This is a genomic window from Pseudomonas syringae (genome assembly GCF_001698815.1).
Taxonomy (GTDB): domain Bacteria; phylum Pseudomonadota; class Gammaproteobacteria; order Pseudomonadales; family Pseudomonadaceae; genus Aquipseudomonas; species Aquipseudomonas syringae_A.
This window is the reverse complement of the sequence record NZ_LGSI01000043.1, coordinates 41,552-54,351: the sequence shown is the minus strand read 5'-3', so window position 1 is coordinate 54,351 and position 12,800 is coordinate 41,552. Positions and strand designations below refer to the sequence as shown.

12 protein-coding genes are annotated in these 12,800 nt (G+C 58.7%); 9 read left to right on the top strand and 3 right to left on the bottom strand.

Annotated elements, in window-relative coordinates:
* Positions 1-54: 54 nt before the first annotated feature.
* Positions 55-957: a helix-turn-helix transcriptional regulator gene (locus AFK24_RS13325; protein ID WP_065833652.1), complete on the bottom strand. Its 903-nt coding sequence runs from the start codon at positions 955-957 to the stop codon at positions 55-57.
* A 343-nt stretch (positions 958-1,300) separates the two neighbouring features.
* On the opposite strand from AFK24_RS13325, the gene AFK24_RS13320 reads away from it, so the two are divergent.
* The 8 genes from AFK24_RS13320 to AFK24_RS13285 all read left to right on the top strand — a co-directional run bounded on the left by AFK24_RS13320 (position 1,301) and on the right by AFK24_RS13285 (position 7,756).
* Positions 1,301-2,641, top strand: coding sequence for an MFS transporter (locus tag AFK24_RS13320; RefSeq protein ID WP_065833651.1), 1,341 nt, complete (start codon positions 1,301-1,303; stop codon positions 2,639-2,641).
* 172 nt (positions 2,642-2,813) lie between these two features.
* Entirely contained in the window at positions 2,814-3,515 is a 702-nt protein-coding gene (locus AFK24_RS13315) for a fumarylacetoacetate hydrolase family protein (RefSeq protein ID WP_065833745.1), read from the top strand.
* A gap of 30 nt (positions 3,516-3,545) precedes the next feature.
* Positions 3,546-4,310: an SDR family oxidoreductase gene (locus tag AFK24_RS13310; protein WP_065833650.1), complete on the top strand. Its 765-nt coding sequence runs from the start codon at positions 3,546-3,548 to the stop codon at positions 4,308-4,310.
* A gap of 36 nt (positions 4,311-4,346) precedes the next feature.
* Entirely contained in the window at positions 4,347-5,300 is a 954-nt protein-coding gene (locus tag AFK24_RS13305) for a 2-hydroxyacid dehydrogenase (RefSeq protein WP_065833649.1), read from the top strand.
* A 51-nt stretch (positions 5,301-5,351) separates the two neighbouring features.
* Positions 5,352-5,963: a TetR/AcrR family transcriptional regulator gene (locus AFK24_RS13300; protein ID WP_065833648.1), complete on the top strand. Its 612-nt coding sequence runs from the start codon at positions 5,352-5,354 to the stop codon at positions 5,961-5,963.
* A gap of 10 nt (positions 5,964-5,973) precedes the next feature.
* Positions 5,974-6,453 carry a DUF1348 family protein gene (locus tag AFK24_RS13295; RefSeq protein WP_065833647.1) on the top strand — a complete coding sequence of 160 codons (480 nt, stop codon included), beginning with the start codon at positions 5,974-5,976 and terminating at the stop codon, positions 6,451-6,453.
* Positions 6,454-6,638: 185 nt separating this feature from the next.
* Positions 6,639-7,043, top strand: a complete 405-nt coding sequence (locus AFK24_RS13290; RefSeq protein ID WP_065833646.1) for a hypothetical protein — start codon at positions 6,639-6,641, stop codon at positions 7,041-7,043.
* Positions 7,043-7,756 (top strand): RES family NAD+ phosphorylase, encoded by a 714-nt coding sequence (locus AFK24_RS13285; RefSeq protein WP_065833645.1) that lies wholly within the window; start codon positions 7,043-7,045, stop codon positions 7,754-7,756. Before AFK24_RS13290 ends, AFK24_RS13285 begins: the two co-directional genes overlap by 1 nt.
* Before the next feature lie 54 nt (positions 7,757-7,810).
* Here AFK24_RS13285 and AFK24_RS13280 read toward each other — a convergent pair whose 3' ends face one another.
* Together AFK24_RS13280 and AFK24_RS13275 are read right to left on the bottom strand one after the other, a co-directional pair.
* A complete protein-coding gene (locus AFK24_RS13280) occupies positions 7,811-8,347 on the bottom strand; it encodes a single-stranded DNA-binding protein (RefSeq protein WP_020290687.1) in 537 nt (178 codons plus the stop codon).
* Positions 8,348-8,356: 9 nt separating this feature from the next.
* Positions 8,357-9,751 carry an MFS transporter gene (locus tag AFK24_RS13275; protein ID WP_065833644.1) on the bottom strand — a complete coding sequence of 465 codons (1,395 nt, stop codon included), beginning with the start codon at positions 9,749-9,751 and terminating at the stop codon, positions 8,357-8,359.
* Between the two features lie 178 nt (positions 9,752-9,929).
* Between AFK24_RS13275 and uvrA the strand changes: the two genes are divergently transcribed.
* A complete protein-coding gene (gene uvrA, locus AFK24_RS13270) occupies positions 9,930-12,764 on the top strand; it encodes an excinuclease ABC subunit UvrA (protein ID WP_020290689.1) in 2,835 nt (944 codons plus the stop codon).
* Positions 12,765-12,800 lie beyond the last annotated feature (36 nt).

The window sequence follows — 12,800 nt, the reverse complement described above, 5'->3', positions numbered from 1 at the left end:
AACCGACGCCTTCGCGGGCAAGCCTCGCTCCAATGGGCTTTGTAATTGCGCCTTTTACAAATCCCGCTGTTTGCGAAACTGTCCAGGTGGCATGCCGTGGGCGTTGCGGAAGCGGCGGGAAAAGTAGGCTTCGTCGGCGAAACCACAAAGTCTGGCGACTTCGCCTACAGGTTTGGTGCCGGTAAGCAACAGCGTGCGGGCCAGGTGCATGCGGCGTTCCAGAACCAGTTCGCTGAAGGTCTTGCCCACTTCCTTGCGCAGCCAGTGCGTCAGGTAATTGGGTGAAAGAAACGCGGCCGAGGCAGCTTTTTTCAGGCTCAGGTCCGGATCGCTGAGGTTCTTGCGCACGTACTCCGACATTCGCGCCAGAGCGTCGCGACGGCTGCGCTCGGCGGCGTTGTCGTCGGCAAGGATTTTGATCTGCTCGGCGAACCGCTCGCAGACCGTGCCGATCAGCTGCAACAGACAACCTTTGAGGATTTCGCGCGTACCGAACTGGCGCTGCTGATCCAGCCTGCGCATGCGGATCAGCAACGCCTCGATTTCGCCGAAGTCGGCTTCATCGAGAATGAAATCCAGGCTTTCCTGAAAGCGAAACGGCGACAACTCAGGCGCCAGCGCGATAGGCACGTCTTCCAGGTCCAGCGGATCGCACTGTAATTGCGGCAGCAGGAAGGTCTGGGCAAAGTTGATCAGCAGAAAATTGCCCGCATCCGGATGCGGAATCAGGTGCAGTTTGTGCGGCAGGATAAATGCCAGAGCATGGCGCGGGAACGGCCGGATCACGCCGCCAATGTGCTGCACGGTGTCACCGCCGAGATTGATCTGAATCTGAAAATACTCATGCCGATGCGGCCCGGTTTCGGCACTGCGGGCATGCTTGTCACGGATGTAGAAATCGGCCCGCTCGCTGCGTTGCTGCATGCCATAGGTCGGCGCTGGCGTTGCTGAATCCATATCGGTACCTCGTGTGCAAAATCCGGCTGCGGCTCTAAACCACGCCCTTATTGTCAGTTGTCCTACGACTTAAATCCGTAAAAATATTCTCAAGCGATTGTCTAGCCATGTCCAAAAGAAAATTCCTCACGTCAAATCAAGCGATGGCTCTAAGTCGCATGTTTTGCCCAAAGTTGCCGATTTATCGGGGCTTCGCGCGCCGTGTAATTTTCTTGGACAAATACTGAGCAGACTGTCTGCAAATTAATAAACGGTCTAAGCCTTTGGTTGTTTTTACATCGTCGTACGATCACTTTGGGACTGCAACTTAACTCGATACCAATAAAAACAATGAGGAATTCTCATGTCGAGCTCCCCTGATATCCAGGTGATCGACGCCCGTGTCGCCGCCCCCGCAGCCGCACCGGTTCGTCTGCCTTCTCGCCGTCGCTGGTTCATGCTTTCGCTGTTGTTGATTGCCACGATCATCAACTATGTGGACCGGGTCAACATCTCTATCGCCGCTCCGTTCATGGCCAAGGATCTTGGGCTGGATAAAGTCGAAATGGGCCTTATCTTCTCCGCCTTTGCCTGGACTTACGCGTTTGCCCTGGTGCCCGCAGGCTTCATCGCTGACAGATTCGGTTCACGGATCACTTACGGTGTTTCGCTGATCTCGTGGTCCGCCGTTACGGTGTGCCAAGGCATGGCTGGCGGGTTCGCCTCGCTGTTCGGCCTGCGCCTGGCAATCGGTGCCATGGAAGCGCCAGCTTTCCCCGCCAACAGTCGCGCTGTTACCGTCTGGTTTCCCGCCAGAGAGCGTGGCCTGGCCAGCAGTATTTATGTCTGTGGCCAGTATCTGGGCACTGCACTCTTCACTGGCCTTCTGCTCTGGCTGGCGACCACTTATGACTGGCGCCACGTGTTTTACAGCACCGGCATCGCGGGCATCATCTTCGGTATCGCCTGGCTGTTTCTGTATCGCGACCCGTTGTTCTGCAAGAAGGTCAGCAAGGAGGAACTGCAATACATCGAGGACGGCGGCGGTCTGGTGAAAGCCAGTAAGGACAAGAACACATTCAAGTGGGCGCAAATTGCCGAGCTGTTGAAGTACCGCCAGATCTGGGCGATCTGCATCGGCAAGTTTGCCAGCACTTCGGCACTGTACTTTTTCCTGACCTGGTTCCCGACCTACTTGATCGAAGAGCGTCATTTGACCATGGTCAAAGTGGGAATCTTCGCCGTGCTGCCCTTCATCGGCGCCACCGTTGGCGTACTGCTGGCCGGAGCGATTGCGGACTGGATGATCCGGCGCGGTTATTCCCTGTCGTTCTCCCGCAAGTTGCCGCTGGTGGTGGGCTCGGCGCTGGGCATGTCGATCATGCTGGTCAACTTCACCGACTCCAACGAAGTGTGTATTGCCCTGCTGACCATTGCCTTCTTCGCCCAAGGCATCGCTTCATCATCGTGGGCGGCGGTGTCGGAAATCGCGCCCAAGGAACTGATTGGCCTGACCGGCGGCGTGACCAGTCTGGCGGCCAACATCGGCGGGATCGTCACACCGATTGTCATCGGCCAGATCCTGCACGTCACAGGATCGTTCGCCTACGCGTTCTGGTTCATCGGCGGTGTCGCGCTGATCGGCACGCTCTCGTACTCGTTGCTGCTGGGCAAGATCTACCGCATTGAATTGAAGACCCGATAACGCAAGACAGAATGTGTGTGACCTTATGCCTCCCCTTGGCAATGGCGTACGCGAGTACGCCTTTTTTATGGCTCGCATTCGCCGTGTTTACTCCAGTTTGAACACCGCTTTGTCCAACTTTGGCCGCCGCCGATCCCGTAGGCTGATCGTCAAGAAGGCTCTAGCTCAAGGAATAACAATGATTGATTACGTGTTCGAACCTGGCCTGATCCGCAGTTTGCCCGTGGCAGGCAGCACCGCACGCTTTCCGGTCGCGCGAGTGTTTTGCCTGGGTCGCAACTATCACTGGGGCGACTCGCTGAATGCCCCGCGAGAAATGCCTGCGTTCTTCATGAAGCCCGCCACCTCGGTGATCGATGCCGTGGGCGAGCTGGACTTTCCACCGCTGACCGAGCAGTTCTGCCACGAGATCGAGTTGGTGGTCGCCATCGGCACGGGCGGTTTCAACATCGATGAAGCGCATGCGTTGGATCACGTCTGGGGCTACGCCGCAGGTCTGGACCTTACCCGCCGCGACTTGCAGATGGCGGCCAAAGCGGTGGGCCAGCCCTGGGAAGCGGCCAAGGCGTTCGACGGTTCGGCACCTATCAGTCCCATCCAGCCCGCCAGCATTCTGGGACACCCCAGCCAAGGCGCGCTGTGGCTGAACGTCAACGGCGTTGAGCGCCAGCGCTCAGACCTTGAAAGCCAGATCTGGTCGGTTGGCGAAATCGTCAGCCGCCTGTCGCGGTCGATCCGGCTGATCCCCGGCGATCTGATCATGACCGGCACCCCGCCCGGCGTCGATGTCCTGCAATCCGGTGATGTGATCAGTGCGGGCATCGCGGGCATCGGCACATTCGAAGTACGTATTGGCGGCCGTCGCGCTGCCTGATCCAGAAAATGATGAAACGGAGATATAACAATGACTGACAATTCCCTCCCGAAAATCGCCTTGGTCACCGGCGCTGGCAGCGGCATCGGCCGTGCAGTTGCGCTCGGTTTGCTGGCTGATGGCTACAAAGTCGTGGTCACCGGACGGCGTCTGGAACCACTTGAGGAATTGGTGGCACTGGCCGCCGAGCAAGGCGGCGAAGCGCTGGCGGTGTCCTCTGATGTGCGCGACCCGGCCAGCGTCGATGCCCTGTTCGCCACCATCGAAGAGGTTTATGGCCGGCTCGACGTGGTCTTCAACAATGCCGGCGTCAACGCTCCAGCGGTGCCGATGGACGAACTTCCAGTCGAGAAGTGGCTAAACGTGATCGACACCAACGTCACCGGGGTTTTCCTGTGCAGCCGTGGTGCCTTCGGCCTGATGCGCAAACAGTCGCCCCAGGGCGGACGCATCATCAACAACGGTTCGATTTCCGCCCACACCCCGCGCCCATTCACCGGGCCCTACACCGCCAGCAAACACGCAGTTCTGGGGCTGACCAAGAGCCTTGCCCTGGACGGCCGCGAATTCAACATCGCCTGCAGCCAGATCGACATCGGCAACGCGCTGACCGAGCTGTCCGTGCGTATGACCAAAGGCGTGCGCCAGGCCAATGGCGAGACCGCCGTGGAGCCGATGATCGACGTCAAGCACATTGCCGATGCCGTGCGTTACATCGCCAACCTGCCGCTTTGCGCCAATGTGCTGAACATGACCGTCATGGCCACCAACATGCCCTTCGTCGGCCGTGGCTGATCAATCTGTCTGAATTTTTGCTTGAGCGAGAACGCCATGAAACCAGAAATCCTGCAACTGAGCCCGATCCTGATCCCCGAGATCAATGCGCGGCTCAACGAGCTGTACACCGTTCGCCCGTACTTCCAGCAAACCGACAAGGCCGCTTATCTGCGAGAACACGGCGCCAACATTCGCGGCGTGGTGACCGGCGGCCACACTGGCATTACCCGCGCTGTGATGGAGCAATTGCCGGCCGTGGAAGTCATCGCCGTCAACGGTGTCGGTACTGACGCAGTAGACTTGGCCTACGCCCGCGACCGCGGCATTCATGTCACCGCAACCATTGGCGCGCTGACCGAAGACGTGGCTGACCTGGCTATCGGCCTGTTGATCTCTGCCTGCCGTGGCCTGTGCACCGCCGACCGTTACGTACGCAGTGGCGCCTGGCCGCAAAGCCCGACGCCATTGGCGCCCATCCCGTTGGCCCGCCAGTTCAGCGGCATGAAGATCGGGATCGTCGGCCTGGGTCGCGTCGGTCGCGCCGTTGCCACCCGTGCGGCGGCCTTCGGTTGCCCGATCAGCTATACCGATCTGAAGGCGATGGACGACGTGCCTTATACCTTCGTCGCCGACCTGATCGAACTGGCTCGGCAAAGCGACGCATTGATCGTCGCGGCCGCAGCCGACAAGGCCAAGGGCATCATCAACGCGCAAGTGCTGGCAGCGCTGGGTGCCGAGGGGTATCTGATCAATGTGGCGCGCGGCAGTCTGGTCAATGAGCCGGATCTGCTCGCGGCGCTCAAGACTGGCTCGATTGCCGGTGCGGGCCTGGACGTATTCGTCGATGAGCCCAATGTGCCGAGCGAGCTGTTCGAACTTGAATCCGTCGTGCTTCAGCCCCACCGCGCCAGCGCAACCGTGCAGACCCGCACGCGGATGGGCGAAATGGTCCTGGCCAGCCTTGCACAAGGGCTGGCGGGGGAAAAGCCGAGCGCTGCCGTTCTTTGATCTGAAATTCAACGCTTGACGGGGTAGAACGATCGTTCTACCTTTCTCCCCATGAATAAGCCAACGACTACAACCGTGCAGGACAAAATCCTGCAAACCGCCGAGCAACTCATCTACCAGAACGGGATTCATGCCATGGGCATGGATTTGCTGGTGCGCACGTCGGGTGTCGCGCGCAAAAGCATTTATCGCTACTACGCCACCAAGGATGAAGTCGCGATGCATGCATTGAGCGCGCGGGATATCCGCTGGATGGCCTGGTTTCGCAGCGAGACCGACAAGGCGGCGACGCCCGAGGCGCGCATTCTGAAGATGTTCGCAGTGCTTAAGGGCTGGTTTAAGTCGGAAGGTTTTCGCGGCTGCGCGTTTATCAATACCGCAGGTGAAATCGGTGACCCTGCCGATCCGGTCCGCCAACTGGCCAAGACCCACAAGCAGAAGCTTTTCGATTACGCCCTTGAGTTGTGCCAGCAGTTGAAAGTCGAGCAGCCTGAAGTGCTGGCCAAACAGCTGCTGATCCTGATCGACGGCGCAATCACCCTGGCGCGGGTCATGGGTGATCACAGCGCGGCGGACAGCGCGCGGGATATGGCCGAGTTACTGCTCAAATCTGTCCAGATCAATGATTCCCCCACAGCAACGCCATCCACGCTCATCGTCTAGAGGTTTCGTCATGTCAGCAAACACCGAAATACGCCCTCCTCTGCCGCCCTTTTCCCTTGAATCGGCCATCCAGAAAGTCCGCCTCGCTGAAGATGGCTGGAACAGCCGCGACCCGGAAAAAGTCGCACGGGCTTATACCTTGGATACCCGCTGGCGCAATCGCACCGAATTCGCGACCAATCGTGACGAAGCCAAGGGTTTTCTCACACGCAAATGGGCCAAAGAGCTGGATTACCGGCTGATCAAAGAGCTATGGGCGTTCACTGATAACCGCATCGCCGTGCGTTACGCCTACGAATGGCACGATGATTCGGGCAACTGGTTTCGCTCGTACGGCAACGAAAACTGGGAATTCGCCGAGAACGGTTTGATGGCCAACCGCTTTGCCTGCATCAACGATATGCCGATCAAGGAATCGGAGCGCAAGTTTCATTGGCCGCTGGGCAGACGCCCGGATGATCATCCAGGGCTTTCAGAGTTGGGGTTGTAACGCAGGAAAAAACGGGGCCTGTTGGAGCGAGGCTTGCCCGCGAATCGGTATTCCTGTCGACATATCCATCACGTTAAATGACGTCTCGCGGGCAAGCCTCGCTCCTACAGGCACTGGCGGAATTTGAATCTATAGACTATATTTACTAACAAATGTATCTACAGACTCAAAGAGAGGTCATTGCCATGTCGGCAGTCCTTCGACTCCAGGCATTCACCAAGGCGCAATGCGCTGCGGGTTTGCGTGCCGCCGTCGCCATTCTTGAAAAGTGGCGAGCCTCAAGTGATCAAACATGTCGCATCCTGCGTATATCGCGCAGCACTTATGTACGCGCCAACCAGCAGGATCCCGCCTGGTCCGTGAGTCTGGATGCGGATCAGATGCAGCGCATCAGCTTCGTCCTCAACATCCACGCCGCCCTGCGCCTGGTGTTTGACAACCCGGATAACGTCTACGGTTTTCCGGCAATGGCTAACCACAACGAGTTTTTCAACGGCCGCTCGCCGCTGGAAATCATGGCGCAAGGCGACATGATTTCCCTGTACGAAACCTTCCGGCGTATCGACGTGCTGCGCGGTGGCTTGTGGTGATGCTCAGCCAGTTGCCGAGCCTGAGTGACGAGCAACAGCAGGCCTATCGACTGGTCAATTCCAAATTCCCGCCCATTGACCTGTTCGATGATGTCGCCAGCGCCGACGAGTTTGAAGCCCTGTACCAGATTCAGGCGCTGACCAACCCACGCCTATTGAATCAAACCGGCCGCCTGGAATTGATCCCGCTTGCAGAAATCCCGTTCGGCATCACCGGCTGCTCTTACGCGACGGCGCCCTTTACCCATATCAACCCGAGTGGCTCGCGGTTCAGTGATGGCAGTTACGGGGTTTTGTATCTGGCGGACAGCATGGATACGGCGCTGGCTGAAGTGCAGCATCACCAGAACAAATACTGGTCAAACGTGCAAAACCTGAGCTACGAGCGGTTTGTGTTTCGAGGCCTGTCCTGCACCTTCAATGAAGCCGGGATGCTGGACGCTTCGGCAGTGCCGATGACTGATCCCATTTACGATCCGGTCGATTACAGCGCATCACATCGACTAGGCCGGGAAATCAGGGCCACGGGCAGCAACGGTTTGCGTTACCGCTCGGTCAGAGCCCACGGCCAATGCTGCTGGGCGCTGATGAAACCGCGCCCCGTCTCGTCGATCATCCAGACCGCGCATTACGAAATGGTCTGGAACGGCCAGATCACCAGCGTCAGCAAAATCAGCGAAGTGTCCGCGACCAAACCAGATCCCACTCCATAAAAAAGGGCCCGTGACGGTGAAGTCACGGGCCCTTTTTACGTTTCCAGGCATGACCTAGAACGGAATATCATCATCAAAGCTGTCGAAATCTGCAGCCGGTTGCGGCGCTTGTTGCGGAGCCGGACGCGATTCGCGTTGTGGCTGGGCTTGAGGTGCGGACTGCTGCGGACGCGACTGTTGAGGACGCGGTGCCGAATTCTGCTGATAACCGCCGCCACCTTGACCCTGTGGAGCGCCTTCGCCTTGAGGACGACCGCCCAACAGTTGCATGGTGCCTTGCATGTCGACGACGATTTCAGTGGTGTAGCGCTTGATGCCGTCTTTTTCCCACTCGCGGGTTTGCAGCTTGCCTTCGATGTAGACCTGGGAGCCCTTACGCAGGTACTCGCCAGCGATTTCGGCGACTTTGCCGAACATCGAAACGCGGTGCCATTCAGTCTTTTCGACTTTCTGACCGGTTTGCTTGTCGGTCCACTGTTCGCTGGTCGCCAGACTCAGGTTGGTCACGGCGTTACCGTTAGGCAAGTAGCGAACTTCGGGATCCTGGCCGCAAGTGCCGACCAATATGACTTTGTTAACCCCACGGGCCATAACGTTCTCCTAGGCTTCGCACGTTTCGGTCGATGGATTGACCATTCGTTCCAGAGACGCGCGATCCAATAGTGCTGTGTCTAATTTGATATAGATGGCCGCCTCTTCAGCAACCACCACTGCATCCGTTACACCTGCTACAGCCATCAACCGCGCTGCCAGGCCTGCGTCACGCGGTGCTTGCGGCGACAACGGCAAGCGTAGGCTCGTCACGTAAGGCGGTTCGCGCATGGTCACTGCTACGGCAAGCCAGATCGCCGCCATGGCAGCACCACCGAGGAAAACCACATCGAGCCCGCCATGCTGGAACAACCAGCCGCCGAGTATCCCACCTGCAGCCGAACCAAGGAACTGGCTGGTGGAATATACGCCCATCGCCGTGCCTTTTCCGCCAGCCGGTGAAACCTTGCTGATCAGTGACGGAAGTGAAGCTTCCAGCAGATTGAACGCGATGAAGAATACCACTGTCCCGATGACCAGTGCTCGCAACGTATCGCCATACGCCCAGAAGAATAGCTCAGTGAGCATCAACACGCCCACGGCACCAATCAGCACGCGCTTCATCTGACGCTTTTTCTCACCATAAATGATGAAGGGAATCATTGCGAAAAATGAGATCAGCAGCGCCGTAAGGTAGACCCACCAGTGCTGTTCCTTGGGCAAACCGGCTTTGGTGACCAGCGCCAGAGGCAGCGCCACGAAGCTTGACATGAGCATCGCGTGCAACACGAAGATACCTAAATCCAGGCGTAGCAGGTCTGGGTGGCGCAACGTTGGCCCCAATGCCTGGCGTGCGACACCTGATTCGCGGTGCTGCAAGGTGCCAGTCTTTTTCGGCACCACGAACGCGACGATCAGAATCCCGATCAAGGCCATTGCGCCAGTGGCGAGAAACAGCCCGGACAAACCGAATGCGCGGGTCAGCAACGGGCCGACCACCATCGCCACCGCAAACGACAGGCCAATGGTCATGCCGATCATGGCCATGGCCTTGGTGCGATGCTGTTCCCGGGTCAGATCTGACAACAAGGCCATTACCGCAGCCGAAATTGCGCCTGCGCCTTGCAGGATGCGTCCGGCGATAATTCCCCAGATCGAGTCGGCGTTGGCTGCGAGCACGCTGCCCAAGGCAAAAATAATCAGCCCGAAATAAATCACCGGGCGCCGGCCGATCCGGTCGGAAAGAACTCCGAACGGAATCTGTAACACCGCTTGGGTCAGGCCGTACGCGCCGATGGCCAGGCCGATCAGCGCCGGGCTGGCACCCGCCATGTCCATGCCGTAGGTCGCCAGGACCGGCAAAACCATGAACATGCCAAGCATGCGAAACGCAAACACCAGGGCCAGACCACCTGCTGCGCGGGTCTCGCCGCCACTCATTCGCTCGCTGTGGGGATCGTGCATGGAAAAACCTCATGTGAACCGGCGGCGATTCTACCAGTCCCATCGATTGACGGGGTATATCGCGACGCTTTGCCGCGCATAGATGACATGGTCTTCATGTTACGCCGCGATAGTGTGCATCCATCCAGTATTTGACCGTATACTCCCATGTTTTCGACGCCCGCCGAGCGAGGCCACTTTGGACAAGATCCTGATTCGTGGGGCCCGAACCCACAACCTGAAAAACATCGACCTCACCCTGCCACGCGACAAGCTGATCGTTATCACCGGGCTTTCCGGCTCGGGCAAATCGTCGCTGGCCTTTGACACGCTGTATGCCGAAGGGCAGCGGCGCTATGTCGAATCCCTTTCCGCATACGCCCGGCAATTCCTCTCGATGATGGAAAAGCCGGACGTCGATACCATCGAAGGCCTGTCGCCAGCGATTTCCATCGAGCAGAAATCCACTTCGCACAACCCGCGCTCCACCGTCGGGACCATTACCGAGATCTACGATTACCTGCGTCTGCTGTATGCGCGGGTCGGTCAGCCTCGTTGCCCGGATCACGACATTCCGCTGGAAGCGCAGACCGTCAGTCAGATGGTTGACCTGGTCATGGCGCAACCCGAAGGCAGCAAGTTGATGCTGCTGGCGCCGGTGATTCGTGAGCGCAAAGGCGAGCATCTTTCGGTTTTCGAAGAACTGCGCGCCCAAGGTTTTGTGCGGGCCAGGGTCAATGGCCGGCTGTGCGAACTCGATGAGTTGCCCAAGCTGGACAAGCAGAAAAAGCATTCCATTGATGTGGTCGTCGACCGCTTCAAGGTGCGCCCTGACCTGCAACAGCGGCTGGCAGAGTCGTTCGAGACCGCGCTGAAGCTGGCGGACGGTATCGCCTGGGTGGCACCGATGGACGACGAGCCTGGCGAAGAGATGATTTTCTCCGCACGCTTCGCCTGCCCGATCTGCGGCCACGCTATCAGCGAACTGGAACCCAAGCTGTTCTCATTCAACAACCCGGCTGGCGCTTGCCCGACCTGTGACGGCCTGGGCGTGAAACAATTTTTCGACATCAAACGTCTGGTCAATGGCGAGTTGACCCTGGCTGAGGGTGCGATTCGCGGCTGGGACCGGCGTAACGTCTATTACTTCCAGATGCTCGGTTCGCTGGCCAAGCATTACGGCTTCAGTCTGGAAGTGCCGTTCAAAGAGTTGCCCGCCGAACAGCAGAAGATCCTGCTCAACGGCAGCGGCTCGCAGAGCGTGGATTTCCGCTACCTGAACGACCGTGGCGACATCGTTAAACGTGCGCACCCTTTCGAAGGCATCGTGCCCAATCTGGAACGTCGCTACCGCGAAACGGAATCGGCGACAGTTCGTGAAGAACTGGCCAAGTTCCTCGGTACGCAGCCTTGCCCGGATTGTCGCGGCACCCGCTTGCGTCGCGAAGCGCGGCACGTCTGGGTGGGCGAGAAAACCCTGCCGGCAGTGACCAACATGCCGATTGGCGACGCGACCGAGTATTTCGGTGTGCTGAAGCTGACCGGCCGACGCGGGGAAATCGCCGACAAGATCCTTAAGGAAATTCGCGAACGCCTGCAATTTCTGGTCAACGTCGGACTTGATTATCTGACCCTTGATCGCAGCGCCGACACCCTGTCCGGTGGCGAAGCGCAACGGATTCGTCTGGCCAGTCAGATTGGTGCGGGGCTGGTCGGGGTGATGTACATCCTCGATGAGCCATCTATTGGCCTGCATCAGCGCGACAACGATCGTTTGCTCGGCACGCTCAAGCATCTGCGTGACATTGGCAACACGGTGATCGTGGTCGAGCACGATGAAGATGCCATTCGCCTCGCAGACTACGTGGTCGATATCGGTCCGGGTGCGGGCGTGCATGGCGGTCACATCGTCGCCGAAGGTACGCCGGCCGAAGTAATGGCCCATCCCGACTCGCTGACCGGCAAGTACCTTTCCGGTCGCGTGAAGATCGCAATCCCGGCCAAGCGCACGCCGCGCAACAAGAAGCTGTCGCTGACCCTCAAGGGTGCGCGGGGCAACAACTTGCGCAATGTGGATCTGGAAATCCCCATCGGCCTGCTGACCTGCGTCACCGGGGTCTCCGGTTCGGGCAAATCCACGCTGATCAACAACACGCTGTTCCCGCTCAGCGCCACCGCGCTCAATGGCGCGACCACGCTGGAAGCGGCGACCCACGACAGCATCAACGGTTTGCAGCACCTCGATAAAGTCGTGGATATCGACCAAAGCCCGATTGGCCGTACGCCGCGTTCCAACCCGGCGACTTACACCGGGCTGTTTACGCCGATTCGCGAGTTGTTCGCCGGTGTTCCGGAATCCCGCTCCCGTGGTTACGGGCCTGGGCGGTTCTCGTTTAACGTCAAGGGCGGCCGTTGCGAGGCGTGTCAGGGCGATGGCTTGATCAAGGTCGAAATGCACTTCCTGCCGGACATTTATGTGCCGTGCGACGTGTGCAAGAGCAAGCGCTACAACCGCGAAACCCTTGAAATCAAATACAAGAGCAAGAACATCCACGAAGTGTTGGAAATGACCATCGAGGAAGCACGTGTGTTCTTCGATGCCGTACCGGCCCTGGCGCGCAAGCTGCAAACGCTGATGGATGTGGGCTTGTCCTACATCAAACTCGGCCAGTCGGCGACAACGTTGTCCGGCGGTGAAGCCCAGCGGGTCAAATTGTCCCGTGAGCTTTCCAAGCGCGATACCGGCAAGACGCTGTACATCCTCGACGAGCCGACCACCGGCCTGCACTTCGCGGATATTCAGCAACTGCTGGACGTGCTGCATCGTTTGCGCGACCACGGCAACACCGTGGTGGTGATCGAGCACAACCTGGACGTGATCAAAACCGCGGACTGGCTGGTCGACCTCGGGCCGGAAGGCGGCTCCAAGGGCGGGCAGATCATTGCCGTGGGCACGCCCGAGCAGGTCTCCGAGATGGAGCAATCCTACACAGGGCATTACCTCAAGCCTTTGCTGCTCCGGGATAAAGCCTGACGGCTTAACAGCAAGGCAATAAAAAGCCCCTGTCAC